General features: G+C 34.1%; 23 protein-coding genes and 1 tRNA gene. 19 read left to right on the top strand and 5 right to left on the bottom strand.

Going from position 1 to position 26,613, the window contains the following annotated elements; translation table 11 throughout:
* Nucleotides 1-213 precede the first annotated feature (213 nt).
* From L1S34_RS07740 to L1S34_RS07685, 12 genes are all read left to right on the top strand, one after another.
* Nucleotides 214-882, top strand: a complete 669-nt coding sequence (locus L1S34_RS07740; RefSeq protein ID WP_236363529.1) for a BON domain-containing protein — start codon at nucleotides 214-216, stop codon at nucleotides 880-882.
* 330 nt (nucleotides 883-1,212) lie between these two features.
* Complete coding sequence (locus L1S34_RS07735; RefSeq protein ID WP_236363528.1) at nucleotides 1,213-2,259, top strand: pesticidal protein Cry7Aa; 1,047 nt, start codon at nucleotides 1,213-1,215, stop codon at nucleotides 2,257-2,259.
* Entirely contained in the window at nucleotides 2,249-4,612 is a 2,364-nt protein-coding gene (locus L1S34_RS07730) for a glycosyltransferase (RefSeq protein WP_236363527.1), read from the top strand. Before L1S34_RS07735 ends, L1S34_RS07730 begins: the two co-directional genes overlap by 11 nt.
* A gap of 113 nt (nucleotides 4,613-4,725) precedes the next feature.
* Nucleotides 4,726-4,986 carry a hypothetical protein gene (locus tag L1S34_RS07725; protein ID WP_236363526.1) on the top strand — a complete coding sequence of 87 codons (261 nt, stop codon included), beginning with the start codon at nucleotides 4,726-4,728 and terminating at the stop codon, nucleotides 4,984-4,986.
* A 191-nt stretch (nucleotides 4,987-5,177) separates the two neighbouring features.
* A complete protein-coding gene (locus L1S34_RS07720) occupies nucleotides 5,178-5,855 on the top strand; it encodes a DUF6629 family protein (protein WP_236363525.1) in 678 nt (225 codons plus the stop codon).
* Nucleotides 5,856-5,873: 18 nt separating this feature from the next.
* Complete coding sequence (locus tag L1S34_RS07715; protein WP_236363524.1) at nucleotides 5,874-6,884, top strand: 2-hydroxyacid dehydrogenase; 1,011 nt, start codon at nucleotides 5,874-5,876, stop codon at nucleotides 6,882-6,884.
* Between the two features lie 113 nt (nucleotides 6,885-6,997).
* Nucleotides 6,998-7,243: a hypothetical protein gene (locus L1S34_RS07710; RefSeq protein ID WP_236363523.1), complete on the top strand. Its 246-nt coding sequence runs from the start codon at nucleotides 6,998-7,000 to the stop codon at nucleotides 7,241-7,243.
* Nucleotides 7,244-7,274: 31 nt separating this feature from the next.
* On the top strand, nucleotides 7,275-7,595 hold the full coding sequence (locus L1S34_RS07705; RefSeq protein WP_236363522.1) for a phosphoribosylpyrophosphate synthetase: 321 nt from the start codon (nucleotides 7,275-7,277) through the stop codon (nucleotides 7,593-7,595).
* Complete coding sequence (locus L1S34_RS07700) at nucleotides 7,596-8,069, top strand: hypothetical protein (RefSeq protein ID WP_236363521.1); 474 nt, start codon at nucleotides 7,596-7,598, stop codon at nucleotides 8,067-8,069.
* A 91-nt stretch (nucleotides 8,070-8,160) separates the two neighbouring features.
* Complete coding sequence (locus tag L1S34_RS07695; protein ID WP_236363520.1) at nucleotides 8,161-10,662, top strand: cation-translocating P-type ATPase; 2,502 nt, start codon at nucleotides 8,161-8,163, stop codon at nucleotides 10,660-10,662.
* 74 nt (nucleotides 10,663-10,736) lie between these two features.
* Nucleotides 10,737-11,846: a DNA alkylation repair protein gene (locus L1S34_RS07690; protein WP_236363519.1), complete on the top strand. Its 1,110-nt coding sequence runs from the start codon at nucleotides 10,737-10,739 to the stop codon at nucleotides 11,844-11,846.
* Between the two features lie 271 nt (nucleotides 11,847-12,117).
* On the top strand, nucleotides 12,118-12,294 hold the full coding sequence (locus L1S34_RS07685) for a histone H1 (protein ID WP_166134531.1): 177 nt from the start codon (nucleotides 12,118-12,120) through the stop codon (nucleotides 12,292-12,294).
* 158 nt (nucleotides 12,295-12,452) lie between these two features.
* On the opposite strand, the gene L1S34_RS07680 is transcribed toward L1S34_RS07685, so the two are convergent.
* Nucleotides 12,453-12,527: transfer RNA gene (locus tag L1S34_RS07680), tRNA-Val, on the bottom strand.
* A 211-nt stretch (nucleotides 12,528-12,738) separates the two neighbouring features.
* Here L1S34_RS07680 and L1S34_RS07675 point away from each other — a divergent pair.
* Complete coding sequence (locus L1S34_RS07675; RefSeq protein ID WP_236363518.1) at nucleotides 12,739-14,526, top strand: ABC transporter ATP-binding protein; 1,788 nt, start codon at nucleotides 12,739-12,741, stop codon at nucleotides 14,524-14,526.
* A gap of 92 nt (nucleotides 14,527-14,618) precedes the next feature.
* On the opposite strand, the gene L1S34_RS07670 is transcribed toward L1S34_RS07675, so the two are convergent.
* Nucleotides 14,619-15,788, bottom strand: coding sequence for a proline dehydrogenase family protein (locus L1S34_RS07670; protein ID WP_236363517.1), 1,170 nt, complete (start codon nucleotides 15,786-15,788; stop codon nucleotides 14,619-14,621).
* A gap of 183 nt (nucleotides 15,789-15,971) precedes the next feature.
* Between L1S34_RS07670 and aroB the strand changes: the two genes are divergently transcribed.
* The 6 genes from aroB to L1S34_RS07640 all read left to right on the top strand — a co-directional run bounded on the left by aroB (nucleotide 15,972) and on the right by L1S34_RS07640 (nucleotide 22,874).
* Nucleotides 15,972-17,039 carry a 3-dehydroquinate synthase gene (gene aroB, locus L1S34_RS07665; RefSeq protein ID WP_236363516.1) on the top strand — a complete coding sequence of 356 codons (1,068 nt, stop codon included), beginning with the start codon at nucleotides 15,972-15,974 and terminating at the stop codon, nucleotides 17,037-17,039.
* 291 nt (nucleotides 17,040-17,330) lie between these two features.
* The gene (locus L1S34_RS07660) at nucleotides 17,331-18,731 is read left to right on the top strand and encodes an arginine decarboxylase (RefSeq protein ID WP_166134540.1); all 1,401 of its coding nucleotides are present in this window, start codon (nucleotides 17,331-17,333) and stop codon (nucleotides 18,729-18,731) included.
* Nucleotides 18,732-18,819: 88 nt separating this feature from the next.
* Nucleotides 18,820-19,791, top strand: coding sequence for a deoxyhypusine synthase family protein (locus L1S34_RS07655; RefSeq protein ID WP_236363515.1), 972 nt, complete (start codon nucleotides 18,820-18,822; stop codon nucleotides 19,789-19,791).
* Between the two features lie 7 nt (nucleotides 19,792-19,798).
* On the top strand, nucleotides 19,799-20,197 hold the full coding sequence (locus L1S34_RS07650; protein WP_166134544.1) for a DNA primase: 399 nt from the start codon (nucleotides 19,799-19,801) through the stop codon (nucleotides 20,195-20,197).
* Nucleotides 20,198-20,284: 87 nt separating this feature from the next.
* Nucleotides 20,285-22,399, top strand: coding sequence for a DNA helicase RecQ (recQ, locus tag L1S34_RS07645; protein WP_236363514.1), 2,115 nt, complete (start codon nucleotides 20,285-20,287; stop codon nucleotides 22,397-22,399).
* Nucleotides 22,386-22,874, top strand: coding sequence for a DNA-deoxyinosine glycosylase (locus L1S34_RS07640; protein WP_236363513.1), 489 nt, complete (start codon nucleotides 22,386-22,388; stop codon nucleotides 22,872-22,874). The genes recQ and L1S34_RS07640 overlap by 14 nt, the downstream gene beginning before the upstream one ends.
* 4 nt (nucleotides 22,875-22,878) lie before the next feature.
* Here L1S34_RS07640 and L1S34_RS07635 read toward each other — a convergent pair whose 3' ends face one another.
* From L1S34_RS07635 to L1S34_RS07625, 3 genes are all read right to left on the bottom strand, one after another.
* Nucleotides 22,879-23,394 (bottom strand): DinB family protein, encoded by a 516-nt coding sequence (locus L1S34_RS07635; protein ID WP_236363512.1) that lies wholly within the window; start codon nucleotides 23,392-23,394, stop codon nucleotides 22,879-22,881.
* A gap of 14 nt (nucleotides 23,395-23,408) precedes the next feature.
* Entirely contained in the window at nucleotides 23,409-25,994 is a 2,586-nt protein-coding gene (locus L1S34_RS07630; RefSeq protein ID WP_236363511.1) for a phosphoenolpyruvate carboxylase, read from the bottom strand.
* A gap of 97 nt (nucleotides 25,995-26,091) precedes the next feature.
* Nucleotides 26,092-26,571, bottom strand: coding sequence for an Lrp/AsnC family transcriptional regulator (locus tag L1S34_RS07625; protein ID WP_072943262.1), 480 nt, complete (start codon nucleotides 26,569-26,571; stop codon nucleotides 26,092-26,094).
* Nucleotides 26,572-26,613: the final 42 nt, after the last annotated feature.

Genomic DNA, 26,613 nt, shown 5'->3' with positions numbered 1-26,613 from the left:
ACTTTGAAACCTATACAAAACTAGCTACCTAAATAGATAATTCTACCGAGAGATTAGTACTCTGATTTTTTTATTTTAAAGTGTTTGGTATCACTTATAACAACGGGTCACATCATTTTATACTCACATAAAGAGCCTCAACTTTGCTTAAAGTAACAATCTAAAGTCTCTTAAGGTAAGCGACTTTTAGAAACGTAATTAAATATTTTTTCGATGAAAACAAATGAAGAATTACAAAAAGACGTTCAAGATGCCATTAAATTTCAACCCCTTTTGCAGGCAGCTGAAATAGGTGTCATTGTAAAAAACGGTATCGTAACGCTTACGGGTGTTGTTGATGGTTATTTTAAAAAGACCGAAGCTGAAAATGCTGCAAAAAATGTTGTAGGTGTTAAAGCTGTGGTCGAAAACATTACCATTAAGTACAATAATTATTCTAAAACTGACAGCGAAATTGCCGAAGAAGTCCTAAAGGCATTAAACGAAAGTTGGTCCGTTCCAAAGGATAAAGTACAGGTAAAGGTAGAAAATGGTTGGGTTACCCTTGAAGGAGAACTCCCTTGGAACTATCAAAGAGAAGCTGCAAAAAGTACGATCAATTACTTGCAAGGCGTAAAAGGTATTGCCAATCACATCAAAATCAAATCGGAGGTTCAAGATGCGATCGAGAAAAAAGATGTTGAAAAAGCCCTTGAACGTCACTGGTCTATCAATGCCGAAGACATTCATGTGAAAGCTGAAGGAAGTAAAATTATTTTAACTGGGAACGTTACTTCCTTATACCAAAAAGAGGAAGCAGGAAAAATTGCTTGGAACACACCAGGAGTTTGGACTGTTGATAACAAGCTTGAGGTAGAATACGACTATTCTTATATTGACTAAACCATAAATATCGGGGAGTTTAATGCTTCCCGATTTTTAACCAATAATTTAAATCATACTGCTATGAAAGTACTTTTTTATGCCATCATATTGACCTCAATGACAACCACAATTTTGATGAACACATTGGGGAAAAAAATTAAAAAACTAAAAGCTGCAAACAATCACTGTTCATGTCAAGACAAAAATTGTGAGTGCAATTAATAAATCATCATTGTTTAAAAAACTAGTAAACAAAAGTCTGTTAGTTCTCTAAAAATAAAATGTTTAGTTCCATTTTCATCGAAAAAAATCAATTATCAAAGGGAAGTGCCCTTTTTTACAAAGCAAATGATACAAGTCAAAAAAGAAGGGATCATATTAAATAAAACCTCATTGCCTTTTGAAAATGAAGGTGTGCTGAATCCCGCAGCAATTAGAGAAGGTAATTTTGTCCACCTATTTTATCGAGCCGTAAGAATTGGCAATCACTCCACTATTGGCTATTGTCAGCTTGAAGGTCCATTGTCAATGGTAAAAAGGAACAAAACTGCCTTGTTAATTCCCGAATTTGATTATGAAAGTCATGGATTAGAAGATCCTCGAATTGTAAAAATTGAAGATATTTATTATCTCACCTACACCGGTTTTGATGGTGTAAATGCATTAGGTTGTCTAGCGGTTTCTAAAGATCTAATTCATTTTGAAAAAAAAGGAGTCATTGTTCCGCAAATAACGTATGCCGAGTTCGATAAATTAGCAGAAAATACTAGTCCAATTAATACCAAATATTTTCGCTATAATGAGCATATCGGTATCTTAGAATCAGACAAGGAGAAATCACTAGTTTGGGACAAAAACGTTATTTTTTTTCCTAGAAAAATTGAGGGCAAGTTTTATTTCTTACACCGCATTAAACCTGATATACAAATTGTAGTTGGTGTTGATAATTTAGAACATTTAACAGCTACCTTTTATCAAGAATATTTAAAACATTTTAATGATTGTGTGGTGCTCAGTTCCAAATTTGACCACGAAGTTAGTTATGTAGGTGGTGGCTGTCCTCCTATTGAAACTCCTCAAGGCTGGCTGCTCATTTATCACGGAGTGAAAGATGGAATCAATGGATATATCTATTCGGCTTGTGCCGCATTACTTGATTTAGAGAATCCTAAAATCGAGCTTGCACGTTTGCCTTACCCTTTATTCTTCCCTCAGGTAGAATGGGAACTAAAAGGCGAAGTAAATAACGTTTGTTTCCCAACAGGAGCAGCAGTTTTTGATGACATTTTGTACATCTATTACGGAGCTGCTGATGAGCGTATTGCCTGCGCATCAGTATCATTATCAGGATTAATCAACGAACTATTACTTTATACCACTCAAGATGCTAAATAAAATTAAAACCAATCGTAACAATACCTATTCAGATAACAACAGAAAATCTTTTGGTTTAAAAGCAAAGCCAATTCTTGAAAAAAAGAAAATGCCAAAAGTTTTGTTTATCACCACTTATCCGCCACGCGAATGCGGTATAGCTACGTATTCCCAAGATTTAATTGGATCGATAAACAACAAATTCAAAAATACTTTCGATATTCAAATCGCAGCGCTTGAAACACAACATCACAAGCATGAATATCCTGCAGAGGTCAGCTATGTTTTAGATACCACTAATCCGATTTCTTACCAAAAACTAGCTCAAAATATAAACGAAAACAAAACTATAGAAGTAGTCATTGTGCAACATGAATTTGGCTTGTTTAAAAACAATGAAGCCGATTTCATCCAATTTTTGAAAACAATTCGCAAACCCATCATTTTAGTTTTTCATACCGTACTGCCCAATCCCGATGTGTTTTTGAAACAAAACATAGCCGAAATGGAGTCGCTAGTGCAATTTTTTATTGTAATGACAAATGCTTCGGCTGCATTGTTAGAAAACAATTACGGAATTGCGAAAAACAAAATTACGGTTATCCCGCACGGTACACACTTGGTAAAACATGCTGACAAAGAAATTTTGAAAGACAAATACAACTTGTCAGGCAGAAAAATAATTTCAACATTCGGCTTGTTGAGTTCCGGAAAATCAATTGAAACGACTTTAAATGCAATGCCATTTTTGGTAGAAAAAAATCCGACTCTACTTTTTCTTATTATAGGCAAAACACATCCAACAGTTGTAAAAGAAGAAGGTGAATCCTACCGCAAAAGTTTAGAACAAAAAATTGAAGATTTAGGAATACAAGCGCATGTAAAACTCATCAACAGCTACTTGCCTCTTGCCGAATTATTAGATTATTTGCAACTGACTGATATTTATTTATTTACTTCAAAAGATCCTAATCAAGCAGTGAGTGGCACGTTTTCGTATGCTATTAGTTGCGGCTGTCCTGTTATCTCCACACCAATTCCGCATGCGTTTGAACTGCTTCAAGATGGAGGGGGCATCATTATCGATTTTGAAAACTCAGCACAACTGCAAAAGCAGGCAGCTATTTTATTAGGTAATACGGCATTGCGAAGCGAAATTTCAAGCGCAGGCATTCACAAAATGGCACCAACTGCTTGGGAAAACGCTGCAATAGCGCATACTTTGTTGATTTCAAGATTGATTAATACCAAATCACGATTGCATTACAAAATTCCAGCCATCAATTTGGAACACCTGAAAAATATGACTACGCCTTTTGCAATGATTCAATTTTCAGTAATTAATAAACCTGATTTAAATAGCGGTTACACCTTAGATGACAATGCCAGAGCTTTAGTGGCTTTTTGCCAGCATTATCGATTAACAAAGGATGAAACCGACTTAAAGTACATCAGTCAATATTACCAATTCATAGATTTTTGTCAACAAAAAGACGGTACTTTTTTGAATTACGTAAATGAAAATAAAGAATTCACTACTCAAAACGATGAAAATTTAGAAGATTCAAACGGAAGAGCTATTTGGGCATTAGGATTTTTGATTTCAATGCAAGATTTGATACCAAATGCATTGCTTATTGAGGCCAAGAAAACCATGCAAAATGCTCTTAACGTTGCTACAAAAATACATTCTACTCGAGCAATGGCGTTCATCACTAAAGGCATTTATTACAGCACTAAAAATGAGATGAATTTTAAAAATACAGCAGTTTTAAAAGTGCTAGCTAACCGATTGGTTCAAATGTACAAACACGAATCAAAAGAAAATTGGTCTTGGTTCGAAAGCTACTTAACTTATGCCAACAGTATACTTCCTGAAGCATTACTTTGCGCTTACTTAGCAACTGGAGAACTAATTTATAAAGATATAGCCAAAAAATCTTTCGACTTTTTAGTATCAAAAACAATAACTAAAAATAGTATCAAAGTAATTTCTAATAAAGGTTGGCTACACAGCCACAAAGCAGAAAATACTGCTATTGGTGGTGAACAACCAATTGATGTGGCCTATACAATTTTAGCACTTGCTAAATTTTACGAAATATTTAAAAGTAACGACTATTTACAAAAAATGGAAACTGCTTTTAGTTGGTTTTTGGGGAACAATCATTTACACCAAATTATGTACAATCCTTGCACAGGCGGATGTTATGATGGTTTAGAAGAAGATTACATTAATTTGAATCAAGGTGCCGAATCAACTGTGAGTTACTTGATGGCACGACTCACCATAGCAACTTACAAAGAAGAAATCGAAAATAAAAAACACCTTGTAAACGTGACTAAAAGTAAAATTTTAAAAATTATTCATTAGCATCAAATTTTTAAAAAGTAATATCACTTAGGAAAAAAGCACACCAATAAATGAAAGATGAATTAATGCTATCGATGCGAACTCATAAAAATTAACTACAAAAAACAACAATCATGAAAACAAACTCAAAAAAAATGACAGCCGAAATCACATCGGCTTTGGCAGCAGCAACATTTGTAAATACTACTGCAAAAAAAATGATGAAAAAGATCGATGCTACTGCTAAAAAAATGGCTAAAACAATCACCAAAAAAATGGATGCTACTGCAAAAAAATCACAGAAGGACATTGTAAAAAAAGAGCAAAAGCAAACAACAACAGCTAAAAAAGCAGCACCTAAAAAACAAATAGCGTCTGCCGTTACTAGCAATTAACTAAAGATGGAACAACTTAGAAAAAAACAGTTCTGATTGAAAAATTAGAGGGTATAAAAATGTATTTCTCAAGAAATACTCATCTCTAATTGATTAGTAGCTGTGCTGACTTCCCGAAAATTTCTGGAATTTTTTCGGGGAGTTTTTTTTAATAAAAACATTAACTGAAACCAAACAATAAAACTGAGTCTATGTTTTTATACGCATTTGTGAGTTTCGGATTAAGCTTCATATTACTACTTTTTGGTGTTTTTTCTTTAAAAAAAGTAAAATATCAATCACAAGTATTATTTGCTACAATTCCCATAGTATTATGCATTCAGCAATTCTGCGAAGGAATTCTATGGTTGGCACTACCCTTTTCTAATTTACACTTGCTTCAAAAAAGCACTGTTTTTTTACATCTCAATTTTACTCAGCTTTTGTGGCCGTTGTACATTCCAATTGCTATTCTATTTTTAGAAAAACATAAGAGTCGAAAAATAATTCTAAGTATTCTTGTGGGAATTGGTTTGATAGTATCCTGCTTTTTAGCGTACTGTCTCTGTAATTACAGTGTTCATGCACAAATACACCAATCGACTATCCTTTATATTCAACCTTATCCTGAACAGTTCAGGCTTTTAGGATCAATTTTATACGGAATAGCTACAATTGCTCCTTGCTTTGTTTCACACATCAAACAAATGCGAATTTTGGGTGTATTGATCTTGTTTTCTTATGGAGTCGGTGCTGTTTTTTATCAAAGCTATCTTATCTCTGTTTGGTGTTATTTTACAATTCCCATAAGCTATTCGGTTTGGTTCGTAATGAAAAATACTGAATTGGTAAATGCAAAAGATGAAACCGTTTTACCTATTACAATTTAACATCTAATCAATTACAAAATGAAAATAGCGATCTACAGCACCAAATATTACGAACGTGAATATTTAGATTTATACAATAAAGCCGCCAAACACCAACTGACTTATTTTGAAATACCGCTCAATACAGAAACAGTTGCCACAGTGAAGGATTTTGATGCGGTGTGTATTCAATTAACAGATAAACTAGATACCAACGTAATTCATCAACTTGCTAAGGCGGGCGTAAAATATATTGCACTTCGTAGCGCAGGTTATGACAATGTAGATGTAGAAACGGCAGCAAAACACAAAATGAAAGTATTGCGCATACCTGCCTACTCTCCCGAAGCAATTGCAGAACATGCCGTTGCACTGATTTTAACATTAAATAGAAAAACGCACAAAGCTTACAACAGAGTGCGAGAAAACAACTTTTTGCTTCAAAATTTAATGGGTTTTAATCTATTTGGTAAAACAATTGGCGTCGTAGGAACAGGCAAAATAGGAACTGCGTTTTGTAACATAATGTTAGGCTTTGGCTGTAAAGTTATTGCCACTGACCTGATGGAATCTAAAGAGTTAAAAGACAAAGGTGTTCAGTATGTTTCGTTCGATACGCTTTTGGGACAATCGGATATTATTTCCGTTCATTGCCCTTTGAATAGTAAAACAAAGTATTTATTTAACTCGGCTGCTTTTTCAAAAGTAAAAAAAGGAGTAATGCTTATAAATACAAGTCGTGGCGCAATACTAAATACTGTCGATGTGATTCAAGCCTTAAAGAAAGCACAACTTGGATATTTAGGTATTGATGTGTACGAGGGCGAAGAGCAGCTTTTTTTTAAAGATTTATCGAATGTTGTGGTACCTGACGATCAAATAGAGCGATTAATGTCTTTTAATAATGTTTTAATTACGCCACATCAAGCATTTTTTACTAAAGAAGCCTTACATGCCATTGCGCGCATCACCATCGAAAATTTCAATTCATTTGAAGATTCGGAGGTTACCAAAAATCAGGTTGTAATTGTATTACCTAAATCTCTTTAAACAATAAAAAATGTAATGTAAATCATAGTTTTAGGTGTTTAAAGTCATTACCAGAATAATCCATTTACCCCACATTTGTTCTTTCATGAAATCATTAAAGTCGTTAACCAAAAATGGAAATAACTGAAGACAAAAAAGTCACGAATAGAGAAATTGTTGTTCATGAGTTAGCAACCATTTTAGAAGAAGAGAAAGCATTATACCATCAAAAGTCTAATGTACACAATTTAGATCCTTACAATATAGCACAGTGCAAATTATTTGAAGTGCAACTAGACGAACAAAACAGTATTGTTGATAGTATTGCAACTAGATTGCAAACCTACAGCCATTACAAGGACACCCGAACTATTTGGTAAAACACGCTGCCAGCGCATTAAAATATAAATTATGGAAAAAATAAACATGGACAGTTTGATTACCGTCTTGGCCGACATAGAAAAGTTAGGCTTTCGATCGCAATTTGAGGTAACTGGTAACAACTTAGTTTCATTAAAAACCAACACTCATTTTTTGCCTGAGGAAGTTACGATTAAACATTTTTATCGCTTTGAAGGCGAATCGAATCCTGATGATAGCTCCATTCTTTACGCTATCGAGGGCATTACTGGTGAAAAAGGGACTCTCGTTGATGGGTATGGTATATCGGCTGATGCAGATACTGCAAACTTTATGTTGCAGGTTTCGACTTCAAAAGCAAAAAATATTTAAATGAAAAACTCTCGTGTATCGTTGTATTTCGTTTTTGTTTTTTCAAGTACAATCGTATTGCTAAATCGGTATACAAATCTTCACATCACAGATTACCGGGTACACTACTTTTTTGATCTTATTTCAGCTTCATCATTCGTTTTTATCGTAGCTCATTTTTTTAACAAATTACAAACTAGCTGGTCTAAAATACTTACCTTTAAAGTAATAGCAATCGCAATTGCAACCAAAGCTTTTTTAACTTGGAGTGCCGACTGGAAAACACAAACCATATTGTTTCAAAATAAAAGTGATCAAAACAAAACTATCAATTTACAATTTCGTGCCGATCGTTTTTCGTTTAGTCACACAAAACGGGTTATACAAATACATTCTATTTTACCCTGCATAGAATGGACAACAGATATTGACACCCTAACCTTAGATCAATCAAAATGGCAGCAATTAAATAAAATCCATGATGATAATCTATAAAACAGCTATGGACTTCAATAATTGTGAAATCAAATTACAGTTGTACTAAAAAATAGTCCATCAATTCTGCGAATACAATAAATTTTACCTTATGCCAGCCAATAAATACAATAACATTGCAGGTTTATCTTCAGCACAAGTACACGCTGCAAGAGAAAAATATGGTCAGAACAAAACAACATTTAAAAAAGATAATCCTTTCTTAAAAGGCTTAATCCAAATTATTAAAGATCCGATGACGCTCTTGCTAATGGCAGCCTCGAGCATCTATTTTATTAGCGGAAAAATTTCAGATGGTATCTTTTTAGCTTCAGCTATTGTTTTAATTGCTGTTATCTCATCTTATCAAAAAGCGAGAAGTCACAACGCTTTAGAAAAATTGAAAGATTTTACAAAACCCAAATGCAAAGTCATTAGAAACAATAACGTCACCGAAATTAAAACAGAAGAACTAGTTATAGGTGACAGTTTGCTAATTGAAGAAGGAAACGCTATTGCAGCCGATGGAATAATCGAATATGCTGCTGATTTTTCTGTAAACGAATCGATCCTTACGGGGGAATCAATGGCGGTTAACAAAGATAATTCGACCAAAGACAAAACCGTTTATCAAGGAACAACAGTAGCAAGCGGGCTAGCAATAGCAACCATTACAGCCATTGGCGGTGAAACCAAATTAGGTAAAATAGGAAAAAGTTTAGAGCAAATTGAAGAAGAAAAAACACCCTTAGAAATTCAAATTGGCAATTTTGTAAAAAAAATGGCTATCGCAGGCGCTGCTATTTTTTTAATTGTCTGGATGATTAACTTTTACAATTCTAATAATATTTTAGATAGTTTACTCAAAGCATTAACGCTTGCAATGAGTGTTTTACCCGAAGAAATTCCCATTGCGTTTACCACATTTATGGCGCTAGGTGCATGGCGCATGATGGAACACGGAATTATCGTCAAACAAATGAAAACCGTTGAAACCTTAGGGAGTGCTACTGTAATTTGCATTGACAAAACAGGAACGATTACCGAAAATAAAATGAGTCTAGCAAAAATTTTTACGTTAAAATCTCAAAAGATTACTGATGTACTAAATGAATTATCCGATGATGAAAAAGAATTAATTTCGATCTCGATGTGGGCAAGTGAACCCGTTCCTTTTGACCCCATGGAAATTGCACTACACGAAAATTTTTCTAAAGTTGTTTCAAAAGATGAAAGACCTGATTTTAAATTGATTCATGAATATCCGTTGTCAGGCAAACCTCCTATGATGACTCATATATTTGAAAACAAAAGCGGAGAAAGAATTATTGCTGCCAAAGGCGCTTCGGAGGCAATCATGGCCATTTCAAAACTTTCAAAAGATGAAAAAGCGGTAATCTTAAATGCAATAAAGGAATTATCAATTGAAGGGTATCGGATTTTAGGCGTTGGAAAAGCAAATTTTAAAGGAAAAAATTATCCTAAAACCCAACAAGAATTTGAATTTGAGTTCGTGGGTTTAGTAGCTTTTTATGATCCGCCCAAGAAAAATAGCCATCTGGTTTTACAACATTTTTATAAAGCAGGAATTAAAGTAAAAATTATTACTGGTGACAACGCTGAAACTACCGCATCGATTGCCAAGCAAATTGGTTTTATCGGATATGAAAAAAGTATTTCGGGCGACGAGTTAATGCAATTGTCCACAAAAGAGCTCAAAAAACAAGTTTCCGAAATCAATTTGTTCACTCGAATGTTTCCCGAGGCCAAACTAAAAATCATCAACGCCCTTAAATTAAATAAAGAAATTGTAGCCATGACTGGTGACGGTGTCAACGACGGACCCGCCTTAAAAGCAGCTCATATCGGTATAGCAATGGGTAAAAAAGGTACCGAAATTGCCAAACAAGCCGCTTCACTTATTTTGATAAACGATGACTTAGGAAAAATGGTAGCTGCGATTGCAATGGGTAGAAAGATATTTGCCAACCTAAAAAAAGCAATACAGTTTATCATCTCCATTCATATTCCCATAATTCTAACTGTATTTATCCCTTTGGCATTCGGCTGGGTGTACCCTAATATTTTCTCTCCTATTCATATCATTTTTTTAGAATTAGTAATGGGACCAACTTGCTCTATCGTATATGAAAATGAACCCATGGAAAAGAATACGATGTCACAAAAACCGAGACCATTTACAACGACCTTCTTCAGCTGGAGAGAACTTTCTACCAGTATCGTACAGGGATTAATTATAACTGTAGGATCGTTATCAGTATATCAGTTTTCGGTATATCAATCTTTTAATGAAAACGTAACTCGAACAATGGTTTTCTTGGTTTTAATTACTTCAAATGTATTTTTAACTTTAATTAACCGCTCGTTTTATTATTCCATTTTTACGACCTTACGATATAAGAACAATTTGGTTTTCATCATTATCGGCGTTACCATTGCCATAACCTCTTTGATTCTTTATTTAAAACCACTTACCCAATTTTTTCAATTGGAACACCTTAATTTGAAACAACTATGCATTGCTTTTGGAGTTGGAGCTATTTCCGTTTTATGGTATGAATTGGTCAAAGTTTGGAAGCGACAATCAAATTGATATATGGAATTCCGAACAACTTAATTTTATTTAATGCTATCTTTGAAGTTACTAATTTTTACAAATAGCATTATATGGCAGCCGAATTGAAAGAAATGTTTAATCTAAAATTCTATCAACTTTTAGCAACCCAAATTAAAACGGTTCATCCACGATTTAATGAAAAGCAATTTTTAGCTGAAGTGACTGAGGGCATCGAAAGTAGATCTCTAAATCAACGCTTACGGCATACAACACGAGTCCTAAAAGGTCATCTCCCTTCTGAATTTAAAGAAGCCATAAGAATTTTAAATGAAGTAATCCCGAACATGCCTACTGGCTATACCACGCTAATTTTTCCAGATTATGTGGGACAATTTGGTCTGAATGATTTTGAAATTGCAATGGAAGCCTTGTCCTATTACACTCAGTTTGGATCGTCAGAATTTGCAATTCGTGAATTTTTAAATAATGATTTTGACAAAACTATCGCAATAATGCAGCAATGGTCTCAGTCATCAAACCACCATGTTAGGCGATTGGCTTCTGAGGGTTGTAGACCTCGACTACCTTGGGCAACTGCATTGCCAAAACTCAAGAAAAATCCTGAACCAATTCTACCAATTCTACATCAATTGAAAACAGATCCATCTGAATATGTCAGAAGAAGTGTTGCCAACAATCTAAATGATATTGCGAAAGATAATCCAGAAATTTGTATCGAAATTGCAAAAAACTGGAAAGGAATATCAAAAGAAACCGATGGAATAATTAAACATGGTTGCCGCACACTTTTAAAACAAGGAAATCAAGCCGTTTTAAAGCTTTTTGGTCTTGATGCATCACAAATATCAGTATCTGACTTTCGCATCCATAACCCAATTGTAGCCATAGGAAATTATTTAGAATTTTCATTTTCGGTTTGTAATCATAGTAATGATCCCCAAACAGTACGTTTAGAATACGCTATTTATTATTTGAGACAAAACCAGCAACTTTCAAAAAAGGTTTTTAAAATTACTGAACGAATCATTGAACCAAATCAAACAATGACAATTGTTCGCAAGCAAAGTTTTAAAATTATAACCACTCGAAAATTTTATCCGGGAACGCAAAAACTTTCAATGCAAATAAATGGCGAAGAAAAAATGACAAGTACATTTGAACTTATAACTGAGAAAAGAGCTCTTTTGAGCTCAATGTAATACTGTTTAATGGAACATAAACCGCTTAGCAAACAGTTACTATTGCTATTTAATTATTATTTTAAGGCCATAAAAGAACATTAAAAACAATAATTTCAATTCGATTCTAAGCTATACAAGGAAGATTAAGAATTTTTTAAATCACTAGTTTAAAAATGGTTATCGATTTCTAGTCATAAAATCTGATTTGTAAGAGTAACTTTAACAACATTTTATTTCTGACTACCGACTAAAATTCTATTTTTGCGACCTAATTTAATATAGTATTATTATGAAAGATTTAGTTGCAAAAATCAATGCTGAGTTCGAAACATTCAAAACAGAATCTGAATCACTAATTGAAAAAGGTATTAAAGCTGCGGGACCAAGAGCTCGTAAATCTACTTTAGAGCTAGAAAAACTTTTAAAAGAGTTTAGAAAAGTTTCTGTTGAAGAATCAAAAAAATAGTTTTTACGCCCTAAAAACAAACCTCGCTGTCTTTGATAAGCGAGGTTTTTTTATACCTAAAATTGTCGAAACTTATTTTTTATTAGAATAATTTTGAAGAGAAAATTTTCCCAAAAAAAAACCTCCAAAATCAATTGACTCTGAAGGTGTAATTTTTGTGGGCGATGAGGGGTTCGAACCCCCGACCCCCTCGGTGTAAACGAGGTGCTCTGAACCAGCTGAGCTAATCGCCCTATTTTACTAGGCTGCTATCATTACCTGATTGCGAGTGCAAATATACACCTAGATTCTGTATTTGCAAGTGTTTTTGTAAAATAAATTGATAAAAAATCACTCATTTACTCTACCTTATTCAATACGAACACTTTACAAACATAGGGATTTTGAACTATTTTTTTGAATTGCATTCTTATAGTCATACATTTGTAACATAAACAAAAAATAATGGCTCGATTCAAAGAAAACGATTTACCAAAATCAAAAATTACAGCTACTTCACTCCAAAAAGCAACCGTTATATTTCAATTTGCAGGCAATCATCGATGGAAATTTTACGTTGGCCTTGTATTCCTACTTTTCACAGGAGCTACTGCCCTAGCCTTTCCTAAGTTAATGGGAATGTTAATAGATTGCGTAAAAAATAAAGACAATTCGCAAGCTAACTATATTGCAGGTGGATTGGTTTTAATTCTTTTTTTACAATCGATCTGTTCTTTTTTCAGATTATACCTTTTCGTGAATTTTACAGAGAACACATTGGCTAATCTCCGACTTTCATTGTATTCTAACTTGGTAAAATTACCCATGTCGTTTTTCTCGCAAAAACGCGTTGGAGAGTTGAACAGTCGCATCAGCTCAGACATCACTCAAATTCAAGATACACTAACATCAACTATTGCAGAATTTTTAAGACAATTCATCTTAATTATTGGAGGTGTTTTACTTTTGGCAAACGAAAGTATCAAACTCACTTTATTAATGTTATCTGTTGTGCCTTTAGTAGCTGTCGCGGCTGTTATATTTGGTCGTTTTATTCGAAAATACTCGAAAAACGTGCAAGATAAAGTAGCCGAGAGCCAAGTAGTGGTTGAGGAAACCATGCAAGGAATTTCAATAGTTAAAGCTTTTGCAAACGAATGGTACGAAATAGCGCGTTACAATGGTAAAATTAAGGAAGTTGTAAGCATTGCCATCAAAGGCGGAAAATACCGCGGTTACTTTGCCTCATTTATCATTTTTTGTTTGTTTGGAGCAATCGTAGCAGTAGTTTGGTACGGCGTACAATTGAGTATTAGTGGCGAAATGAGCGTTGGTCAATTAATATCGTTTGTGTTGTATTCCACATTTGTAGGTGCTTCATTTGGCGGAATTGCTGAGTTGTATGCACAAATTCAAAAGGCAATTGGCGCTACAGAACGTGTTTTCGAATTACTTGATGAAACACCCGAGAAAATTAATGCTAATGGCACAACATTACCACTAGAAAAAATACAAGGCAATGTAAGCTTCAAAAATGTTGCTTTTAGTTACCCATCCCGAAAAGAGATTCAGGTTTTAAAAGATGTCAGTTTCACGGCTAATTTTGGTCAAAAAATTGCAATTGTTGGGCCAAGTGGTACCGGAAAATCAACAATTGCTTCGCTCCTACTTCGTTTTTACAATATTGATGCAGGAGAAATTCAAATTGATGGTAAAAACATTTACGACTTTGATTTAGAAAATCTTAGAGGAAATATGAGTATCGTTCCTCAAGATGTGATTCTTTTTGGCGGAACAATTAAAGAAAATATTGCCTACGGAAAACCAAATGCTACAGATGAAGAAATTCTACTCGCATCCAAGCAAGCTAATGCGTATCACTTTATCGAAAGTTTCCCTGAAAAATTCGAAACCGTGGTTGGAGAACGTGGTATTAAATTATCAGGCGGACAAAGACAACGTATTGCCATTGCACGTGCTTTGCTTAAAAATCCTAGTATTTTAATTTTAGACGAAGCCACATCTTCGTTAGATAGCGAAAGTGAAAAATTAGTACAAGAAGCACTAGAAATTTTAATGGAAGGCCGCACCAGCATAATCATTGCACACCGTTTGTCAACCATTCGAAGTGCTGATCAAATTTTGGTTTTAGACAATGGTAGAATTGCTGAACAGGGAACACACCAAGATTTAATTGAACTAGAAAATGGGATTTATAAAAACCTAAGTAATTTGCAGTTTAGCAATTCTTAGAGTCAATAAAAATATTAAAAATATCAACAAAAAAGCTCCAATAAAATTTTATTGGAGCTTTTTTATAGTTGTTAAACCTATTTGAAATAAAATCATTTCCCTTTTCTGCGATTTCTTTCCGCTTTTATCATAGAAAGCTCACGACTAGTTTGACCTGCTACTGAAGTGTTTTCTTCAGCACGACGAATCAAATACGGCATCACATCTTTCACTGGTCCAAATGGCAAATATTTAGACACATTGTACCCTTCATTTGCTAGATTGTAACTAATGTTGTCACTCATTCCGTACAATTGCCCGAACCAAATGCGATTATCAGTAGTAGCCATACCGTTTTGTTGCATTAAGTCCATCAAAGTATATGTACTTAATTCGTTGTGAGTTCCTGCAAAAATAGCCATTGTATCAATATGTTCAACCATATAAGAAACAGCTGCATCGTAATTAATATCGGTAGCTTCTTTTGATGCACAAATCGGGCTTGGATATCCTTTTTCTTCGGCACGTGTATTTTCTTTTTCCATATACGCACCACGAACAATTTTCATTCCGATATAAAATCCCTCTGCTTTGGCTTGCTCATGTAATTTTTTCAAGTAATCCAATCGATCCCAACGATACATTTGTAGCGTATTAAAAACGATAGCTTTCTCCTTATTATATTTTCGCATCATAGAAGCAACCAAATCATCGGCTGCATCTTGCATCCAACTCTCTTCACCATCAATAAGTAAGGCTACATTTTTTTGGTGCGCTTCTTTACAAACAATGTCAAAACGTTCCACTACTCGATCCCATTCTATTTGTTCAGCAGCAGTCAAGGTTTGTTTTTCTCCTAGTTTTTCATACAATTCAAAACGTCCAAAACCGGTTGGTTTAAAAACGGCAAAAGGAATTGCCATACGTTCTTTAGCAAATTCAATAGTTTTTAAAGTCATTTGCAAAGCAGCATCAAATTGATCTTCTTCTTCTTTTCCTTCCACAGAATAATCCAAAACCGAAGAAACTCCTTTAGTATACATTTTATCAACCACAGACAAGCAATCATCCTCATTGACACCACCACAAAAATGATCAAAAACAGTTGCTCGAATTAATCCTTCGACCGGTAAATTGGCTTTTAAAGCAAAATTTGTAACCGCAGTACCAATTCGCACTAAAGGCTGATTAGCTATCATTTTAAAAAGAAAATAAGCGCGATCAAGTTCGGTATCGCTTTTTAAAGCAAAAGCAACTTGTGTGTTGTCAAATATTTTTTTCATTATCTGTTTAAATTTTATACAAATATAGATAGACTTTGAATATTTAACTAAATACAATGGTTAAAAAACAGAAAAATGCAATGACTGTGAATTTTCTCGCTGTTTGACCACAAAAGATTTGATTAATTGATACATTTGACGTTGATTAAATCCAAGATCAACTTATCAAATACAAGTACAACAATGCAGACCATACAAGCTAACAATTACCCTATTCATTTCAACGAAGAAGCCTATCAAGCGCTAAACATTCACCTACAAAACAACAGTTATTCTTCTATTTTCATTATTGTTGATAACAATACAAACGAGTTTTGCTTGCCAAATTTTTTACCATTATTAGAAACAGAAGTAGCAATTGAAATTATAGAATTTGAGGCCGGCGAAGAAAATAAAAATATTGAAACCTGTGTACAAATTTGGAATGTACTAACTGAACTTGGAGCCGATAGAAAAAGTTTGGTTATCAATTTGGGCGGCGGTGTTGTGACTGATTTGGGCGGATTTGTAGCCAGTACCTTCAAAAGAGGAATCGATTTTATTCATATTCCTACAACCTTATTATCAATGGTTGACGCCTCTGTGGGTGGTAAAAATGGTGTTGATTTAGGTAATTTAAAAAACCAAATTGGAGTGATTAACGTTCCATTAATGGTTCTAATTGACACGCAATATCTTGAAACAGTGCCGCAAACTGAAATGCGATCTGGTTTGGCTGAAATGCTCAAGCACGGTTTAATTTATGATAGAACATACTGGAATCAATTTTTAGACCTTGCTGCAATAGATTACGCTGATTTTGACGCACTGATTTACAGATCGGTAGAAATAAAAAATAAAATTGTAAAACAAGATCCAACCGAAAAAAACATCCGAAAAGCTCTTAATTTTGGGCACACACTCGGGCATGCTATTGAAAGTTACTTTTTAGAAACCTCTGAAAAAACTACACTTTTACATGGTGAAGCTATAGCTGTTGGTATGATTTTAGAAAGTTTCATTGCTATGGAAAAGGGACTTTTAACCCAAGCAGATTATATCGAAATCAAAAACTGTATTCAATCTATTTATGAAACTATTGTTTTTGATGAAAAAGATATCGATCCAATCTTGGCTTTACTGATTCATGACAAAAAAAATGAATACGGAACCATTCAGTTTGCCTTAATTGAAGGCATTGGCGGAATAAAAATAAATCAAGCAGTTGAAAATGAATTAATTCTTAAAGCGTTTGAAGATTACAAATCTTAATATTTTTTTCTAAAAAAGCATTGCATTGCGTGGATAATATTTTTTACATTTGCACCGATGAAAAAAACACACAGTAAGTCACGCTCTGGTTCCAATAAAACCCGCAAAACCATGTCCTTTTTAAGGATATTGAAGCGCTTTTATTCTATTAAAGGCAACTTTACTTTCGATGTTTTTCAATACCTAAAAGCCGATAACGAAAAGCTACAGATTGTATATGCTAATATTCGGGTTTGAATGATAGATTCATCTATGTTTTAAAACACTATTTAATCTATTAAACCTGCTTCAATGAATACAAAATATTCGGACTTAATCAATCAAACATATTATTTTCCACAAGAAGAATTTACGCTAAACAAAGACCACTTACTTTTTCATAATATTGATTTAATGAAATTAGTTGAGCAATACGGTACGCCTTTAAAGTTTACTTATTTGCCGCAAATTTCAAATAACATCAACAGAGCAAAAAGTTGGTTTCGTAAATCGATGGAGAAAAACAAATACGAAGCCAAATACTACTATTGCTATTGCACTAAAAGCTCTCATTTTGAATACATTATGAACGAAGCTTTCAAGAATAACATTCATATCGAAACCTCTTCGGCTTTTGACATAAATATTGTTGAAAATCTTTTAGCAAATGGTAAAATAAACAAGAGCACATATGTTATTTGTAATGGTTTCAAACGCGATCAATACATTGAAAATATTGCTCGTTTAATCAATAACGGACACAAAAATACCATTCCGATTATTGATAATTATGAAGAATTAGATTTGCTACAAGGCCAAATCAAAAACAAATTCAAAATTGGAATTAGAATTGCAGCTGAAGAGGAGCCAAAATTTGAATTCTATACCTCAAGATTGGGAATTGGTTACAAGAATATTGTTTCATTTTACAAAAAACAAATTCAGGATAATGATAAATTAGAGCTTAAAATGCTTCACTTTTTTATCAATACTGGTATCAATGATACGGCGTATTATTGGAACGAGTTGGTAAAATGTATCAAAGTATACATAGCACTAAAAAAAGAATGTCCTACACTTGACGGCTTGAATATTGGTGGAGGTTTCCCTATCAAAAATTCATTGGCTTTTGAATATGATTACCAATACATGATTGATGAAATTATCAATCAAATTAAAATCGCTTGTGACGAGGCTGAAGTGGATGTACCAAACATTTTTACAGAGTTCGGATCGTATACTGTAGGCGAAAGTGGTGGTGCTATTTATCAAATTTTGTATCAAAAACAACAAAATGATAGAGAGAAATGGAACATGATTGACTCTTCTTTCATCACAACTTTACCAGATACTTGGGCTATCAACAAGCGTTTTATCATGTTGGCTGTAAACCGTTGGAACGATACTTATGAACGTGTTTTATTAGGAGGAATGACGTGCGACAGCGATGATTACTACAACTCAGAGCAAAACATGAACGCCATTTACTTACCTAAGTACAATAAAGAAAAACCTTTGTATATTGGTTTTTTTAACACAGGCGCATACCAAGAAACTATTGGAGGCTACGGAGGATTACACCACTGTTTGATTCCACAACCAAAACACATTTTGATCGATCGTGATGAAAATGGAATTTTGGCAACCGAAGTATTTTCAGAGCAACAAACCTCTGAAGACGTTTTGAAAATTTTAGGTTACGACCGCAAATAATAATCGCATTTATTTCTTTAAATTCAAAAAATCGTTACATTTGAAACAGTCGTGACGAAAATAATAGCAGTTAAAAATTAAAATAAAAATGAGTAAAGGACCAATCAGTCAGTTTATAGAAAAGCATTATTTGCATTTCAATTCTGCAGCTTTAGTTGACGCAGCTAAAGCATACGAAGAACAATTAGCAAAAGGCGCAAAAATGATGGTGAGTATGGCAGGTGCAATGAGTACTGCCGAGATTGGAAAAATATTTTCTGACATTATTCGTCAAGACAAAGTACATATTATTTCTTGTACGGGAGCCAACCTTGAAGAAGATATTATGAACTTAGTGGCTCACTCTCATTACGAAAGAGTGCCTAACTACCGTGATTTGACTCCTCAAGACGAATGGGATTTATTGGAGCGTGGTTTAAACCGTGTAACTGATACTTGTATTCCAGAGCACGAAGCTTTCCGTCGTTTACAAAAGCACATTTACAAAATTTGGAAAGATGCAGATGATAAAGGAGAACGTTATTTTCCGCATGAATTCATGTATAAAATGTTATTATCAGGTGTTCTTGAAGAATACTACGAAATTGATTTAAAAGACAGTTGGATGTACGCTGCAGCGGAGAAAAATTTACCAATTGTTGTTCCAGGTTGGGAAGACAGCACCATGGGTAATATTTTTGCTTCTTACGTAATCAAAGGAGAATTGAAAGCTTCTACCATGAAATCTGGAATTGAATACATGACTTTCCTTGCTGATTGGTACCCAAAAAATAGTAGCAACGGAATTGGATTTTTCCAAATTGGCGGTGGTATCGCAGGTGATTTCCCAATTTGTGTGGTACCTATGTTGTACCAAGATATGGAAATGCATGATGTTCCATTCTGGAGCTATTTCTGTCAAATATCTGATTCAACAACAAGTTATGGTTCGTATTCAGGAGCTGTTCCAAATGAAAAAATCACTTGGGGTAAACTAGATATGAATACACCTAAATTTATCATAGAATCTGATGCTACCATTGTAGCGCCATTAATTTTCGCTTATTTATTAGATTTATAGAATATTTATGAAAAGAGTAATAGTTGACTACGCAAAACTTACCAATGAAATTTTAAACCTTTTGGTTGATAAATTTCCAGATGGTTATGATGATTCAAACATTATTAGTTTTAGAAACGCTAAAAACGAATTGGTAGAAGCAGTAGAAGTACGTACTGAAGATACTATCTATTTAGTAAAAGTGAGTACAAAACTTGCAGACAGAATCGAAAATTACGACGAAGATGATGAAATAATGATTGATGATGTAGTAGAACCAATCAAAGGCTTAGATCTTGATGACGACATTGATGATGATGACGAAGACGAAGTCATTGACAAGCCTGATACTGACGGTGAGGATGATGACGATGATATCGACACAAAAGACTACGCTGACGAAGAAGATGATGAAGACGAAGACTAATTAGGTCTCGATTTTTATAAAATTGTATTAAAGGAACTCTTTTTCGGAGTTCCTTTTTTTATCTAAAGTGCGCTCACAAATTCATAAATGACCCATCCAATCTTACACACTACTTTAAAAGAAAATTTTGGTTTTGATAAATTCAGACCACAGCAAGCTGAAATCATTAGTGATGTGCTCGCAGGGCTTGATACGCTTGCAATAATGCCAACGGGTGGAGGAAAATCAATTTGCTTTCAATTACCAGCTCTTTTATTACCAGGGATCACAATTGTATTATCACCTTTGATTGCTTTGATGAAAGACCAAGTTGACAGCTTAAAGGCAAACGGTATTGCAGCTTGTTACCTAAATAGTAGTCAGACAGACGAAGAGCGAACCATTTTAATTGATAAAATTCAAGCTCAAACTATTAAATTAGTTTACGTTGCGCCAGAGAGTTTAACTATCCTAGATCCTTTATTCAGTTCCTTAAATGTAAGTCTTATTGCAATTGATGAAGCGCATTGCATTTCCTCATGGGGACATGATTTTAGGCCCGCCTACACAAATTTAGGCTACCTCAAAAATAGATTGCCAAGCGTTCCTATTCTTGCACTAACTGCAACTGCAGACAAAGCAACCCGCAGGGATATTGCCAAACAACTCAATCTCAAACAACCAAAAGTATACATTTCTTCTTTTGACCGTAAAAATTTAAGTCTTGAGGTAAGACCTGCTTTAGACCGGGTAAAACAAATTATTGAATTTATAAAAGACAAACCTGACGAGTCTGGAATTATTTATTGTTTAAGTCGCAAAACTACTGAAGAACTAGCCGAAAAATTACAACAACTTGGCATTGCTGCAAAAGCTTACCATGCAGGCTTAGATGCTGATTTGCGTTCTCAAACTCAAGATGAATTTATCAACGATGAATGCCAAATTGTGTGCGCCACGATAGCTTTTGGAATGGGAATTGACAAATCGAATGTGCGTTGGGTTATTCATTATAATTTGCCCAAAAATATTGAGGGCTATTACCAAGAGATAGGTCGTGCAGGTCGCGACGGACTTCCCTCTGAAACTATTTTGTTCGAAAGCTATGGCGATTTAATACAGCTGCAAAAATTTGCATCTCAAGGATTGAATGCCGAATTGCAGTTGGCTAAATTGGATCGGATGAAACAATATGCTGATGCTTTAAGTTGTCGAAGAAAGATTTTACTGTCCTACTTTGGTGAATTAGTTACATCCAATTGTGGCAACTGCGATATTTGTAAAAATCCACCCTCGTTTTTTGATGGAACTATAATTGCTCAAAAAGCACTCTCAGCCATAAAAAGATTGAAAGAAAGCGAGCCACTTCCGGTAATCATTGATTTTTTGCGAGGTTCTAAAAACGCTTATATTTTTGAAAAAGAATATCAAAATTTAAAGACTTATGGTGTGGGCAACTCCATTTCGTGGTACGATTGGAATCAATACCTAATTCAATTGATCAATTTGGGCTATTGTGAAATCGCTTTTCATCAACAAAACAAAATAAGACTCACTAGTTTAGCTACTAAAGTTTTATTTGAGAACGAAAAAGTTCAACTGACTGCTGTTCAAAGACCAAAAACCGAAACAGCTCCTACGGTTAGCACGAAAAATAAAGTAAGCAAAGGAAATGGACTTTTTGAAGCCTTGCGAAACCTACGTTATCAGATTGCAAAAGAGGAAGAAGTTCCCGCTTATGTCATTTTTAGTGATGCAGCTTTACGCCAAATGGAAACTGAAAGACCAATGAGCGAAAACGAATTACTATCTATTGATGGTGTGGGGCGAACGAAACTCGAAAAATATGGAACCGCCTTTATTGAAGTTATTATCGCGCATCACAAAGAAAAATCCGTTCGCAAAAAGAAAGAAGCTACAACTTATAAAGAAACACTTAAACTCTATCAAGAAGGATTAAGCGTAAGCGAAATAGCTACTAAACGAAAAATTGGTGAAAGTACCGTTTTTTCGCATTTGGCAAAATTATATACCGATGGCGAAGAAATTGATTTAGAATCGTTTGTATCAGAAAATGATATCCTTAAAGTAGCCGAAGCCAAAGAGCAATTAGAAGCTCCGCAAGCCTTGAAACCTTATTTTGATTATTTAGAAGAACAAATTGATTATGGTAAAATTCGGCTGGCCTTAGCCATTCTGGAAAAAGAAAATGCTGAAAGTTAAAATGATTCATTCTTTTTCACCGATAATAAACTCAAAAACAAAACTGTTGATTCTTGGATCGATGCCAGGGAATATTTCTTTGCAACAGCAGGAATATTATGGAAATACACGCAATCAGTTCTGGAAAATCATGCAAGAAATCCTTGCTCAAAGCGATATTCTACCCGATTATCAAAGTAAAATTCAATTACTGCAGAACCATCACATCGGACTTTGGGATGTTTTAGCTGCATGTGAGCGTGAAGGAAGTCTCGATTTGAATATTAAAAATCCTTTGGTAAATGACTTTGTTTCTTTTTTAAAACAATATCCAACCATTACAACCATATTATTTAATGGCAAAGCTAGTTATTTACTATTTTTTAAAAAATTCGGACAAATAAAAGGCATCACGTATCATGTGATGCCTTCTACAAGTCCTGCAAATACCATGTCGTTTGATAATAAACTTACAATTTGGTCGACAGGTTTTTAAAATGTTATAAATATCTTTCCTCAAAAACTTTTTGATGGTGCTTTTGATGACCAATCATAATAAAACCGATTGCTCTAACTGATATTGCTGCATTGGATGCTGTTCCAATTCTTTGAAATTGATCTGAACTTAAGCTTTTAAAAAACAATAAATTGGAATGGCGAACAGCAGATAATTCTGTTAGTAATTCTTGAATACTTCTTTTACTAGCCTCAGTATTGACAACAAAGGCGTTTTCATCAAAACCAGGTAAAGGCGTTTGATCGTTTCTAGAAATTCGTAAAGCTCGGTAAGCAAAAATGCGTTCCGTATCAATTACATGCTGAATAATTTCCTTGATATCCCATTTTCCTTCAGCATACCTGTAGTCAAACTTATCCATCGGAATGTTTTGCACAAATTTAATAAAGGCATGTAATGAAATTTCTAATTCTTCAATAAGATCTACCTCTCCTAAGGCTTGTATATATGGAGCATAAAAGGCTGCATATTCATTAACTGGTAACTGGATTGATTTCATATTTGTATTTATTTTTAAGCCGAGTTTCTACTTGCATTGGTATTGCCGAATAGTGAACGGGTCACAATTTTTTCATAGACCTTGATTAAAGCCTCGTCTGGGTTTTCTTCTTTATTCAATTCATTTATTCTTAACAACGCATATTGCTGTATTGTTAACAATGGCAATACAATTCGCTCTCTTATTTGAATAGAAGCTTTACCATCAGGGTAATTCTCCATTAGTTCAGTATGACCTGCAATTTTCAGCAACAAACGTTTGGTTTCTAAAAATTCGTCGTAAATAATTTGCCAGAAATCACCAAATTTAGGATCCTTACGCATGTAAGCTGTTAATGGGAAAAAGGATTTTGCTAACGACATCATACTGTTTTCCAACAAGGTTTTAAAGAACAAAGAATGATTGTACAAGTCTTGAACTTTATCCCATTGCCCACTAGTTTCAAAATGTTTTAAGGCCGTTCCTACACCAAAAAAACCAGGTACATTTTGTTTCAATTGACTCCATGAACCTACAAAAGGAATAGCTCTTAAATCAGCAAAATCCAATTGCTCCGACTTACTTCTTTTTGATGGTCGGCTACCAATATTGGTTTTTGCGTAATATTTCAGCGTACTCATTTGTTCAAGGTACGGTATAAATTGCGGATGATTTTTAAAACTCAAATATTTATCATATCCTAAGTTGGCTAACTGATCTAAAATTTCTTGCTCAGCTGCTGATAAAGCATTACTTCCTTTCCCAAAAACCTGATTGGTTACACCTGCACTTAATAAATTTTCCAAATTGTAACGACAGGAATCTAAAGTTCCAAAATTAGAGCTAATCGTTTGTCCTTGAACAGTTACTTGAATTTCATTATTTTCAATATTAGGCCCTAATGAGGCGTAAAATTTATGTGTTTTTCCGCCGCCACGCGCTGGAGGTCCTCCTCGACCATCGAAGAAAATAACTTTAATACCATATTTACGAGACATTTCAGTCAAGGCTTCTTTCGCTTTATAAATACTCCAATTCGCCATCAAATAACCACCGTCTTTTGTTCCGTCAGAGAAACCTAACATAATGGTTTGTTTATTGTTTCTGCTATGCAAATGCGCAGCGTAAGCCTCATTGGTATATAGTTTCTCCATGATTTCATGCGCACTTTGCAAATCGTCAACCGATTCAAACAAAGGCACAATATCTACAGTAGGATTTTGCCATCCGCTTAAGCGAAATAAAGCAAAAGTCTCCATTACATTTAGCGCACTTTCATTGTTACTGATAATGTATCTGTTGGCACCAAATTCGCCATTATTTTCTTGAATAGTTTTAATAGCTTGTATCGACTCAAGTGTAAGTCGCGTTATTTCGTTCTCGAATGCTGTAGGATCGATACTTCCTTTTACTTTTGAAAGTACTTCAAACTTTTCAGCTTCGGTTAATTCGAAATAATTTTTTGGAAAAACATTAGTATTTGAATTAGAAAATAAACTCACGACTTCTTTAAAAACGGCATCGTGAATTTTACTGTTCTGACGAATATCTAAAGTAGCAAAGTGAAATCCGAACAAATTAACTTTTATAAGCAAAGCTTCCAATTCATCTAGATATAATGATTGGTGCTGCTCAATCACAATTTGCTTAATTTTATTAAGTTGCGATTTGAATTCCTCCAAAGTGATAAAAATTTCTCCTTTTGAATAAAAAACAGAACGATATAATTTTTGCTCCAGCTCCGTAATCAATACGTCAACTCCTGAAAATGTAAGCTTGCGTTTTAAGTTTCGTATTTCAATGTAATAACATTTTAAGATCGAAGTACGCAAGCGATCGGCTACCTTTAAGGTGATTTCAGTAGTGACAAACGGGTTCCCATCACGATCACCACCTGGCCAAAATCCCAGTTTTATCAAAGGGTTTTTTATTGAATTTTCATTGAAAATATTTTTTTGAATGTACTGCACCATTTCGCCCGAAGTGTGGTAAAATACGTTTTCAAGGTACCAAATTAAACTTACTGCTTCGTCAAAGGGATTTGGTTTTTCTTGTTGAATAAAAGGTGTTTTACCCAACTGAGCTAATAATTGTTTAATTTCAAGTAAATTATTATTTCTGATCGCTGCGGTTAAGTCATTGATTATTCCTAAAACTGCACCAGGATAAAACTGTGTAGGGTGGGCTGTGAGAACGGTTCTAACATTAAAATTTTCTAAAAAATCAACAACCTCTTCTGCTTTTGCAGTAGCATCGGCTTTTTCTTTAATATCACGTAAAGATCCAATTCCTTCCATATTGTTTACTACAGGAAAAGCAGCATCTTCAATTGCATCAAAAAGTACAATTTGCCTTTCGATATATTGAATAAAACGAAACATAATATCAATTTTGTCCGTTTCAGAGGCATTGTGCAAATACCTTTCAGCGAAGAAATCAACAATTTCTTTAGGTGTTTCTTGTTTTTTGAATCCAGTATCGCAAACATCTGTAAACAAGGGTAATAATGCTCCCGTATTATCAATAGAGTGAAAAGGCAAAGTTATAAATACACTATTATAGATGTGGTATTTAGATAGAACGTCTTGATTGAAGCGTTCAATTTTAGGTAAAGTATACATAGTTAGTGTGTTGTGTGGTTGGTTTAGTAAATAGTTTTTATAAAAAAACCCCAAGAACGAACTTGAGGTTATATTTTATATAAGCATTCAAGATCAATTACATATTTTTGAAAATAGTATGCATTAAACGCTTTTTATCATTGATGCTTTCTTCAAGAGAAATCATAGTCTCGGTTCTGTAAACACCATCAATATCATCAATCATAAAAATAACATCTTTAGCATGTTTAGTATCTTTTGCTCTAATTTTGCAAAAAATATTAAACTTACCTGTAGTTACAGAGGCAACAGTTACAAAAGGAATTTCATTAATGCGCTCCAAAACAAATTTAGTTTGCGAAGTATTATTCAAAAACACACCAACGTAAGCAATAAAAGAGTAGCCTAATTTATCATAATCCAAAACCAATGATGATCCCATGATGATTCCAGCATCTTCCATTTTTTTAACCCGCACATGCACAGTTCCTGCAGAAATTAATAATTTTTTTGCAATATCCGTAAATGGAACTCTGGTATTGTCTATCAACATATCCAAAATTTGGTGATCTACTTCATCTAAACGAAATTTACTCATAACTTTTTAATTAACATTATTAATTGCTTTAACAAAGTATAA

The organism is Flavobacterium sp. K77 (assembly GCF_021608205.1).
Lineage (GTDB): Bacteria > Bacteroidota > Bacteroidia > Flavobacteriales > Flavobacteriaceae > Flavobacterium > Flavobacterium turcicum.
The sequence above is the reverse complement of the archived record's forward strand: the minus strand, read 5'-3'. Positions and strand labels throughout refer to the sequence as shown.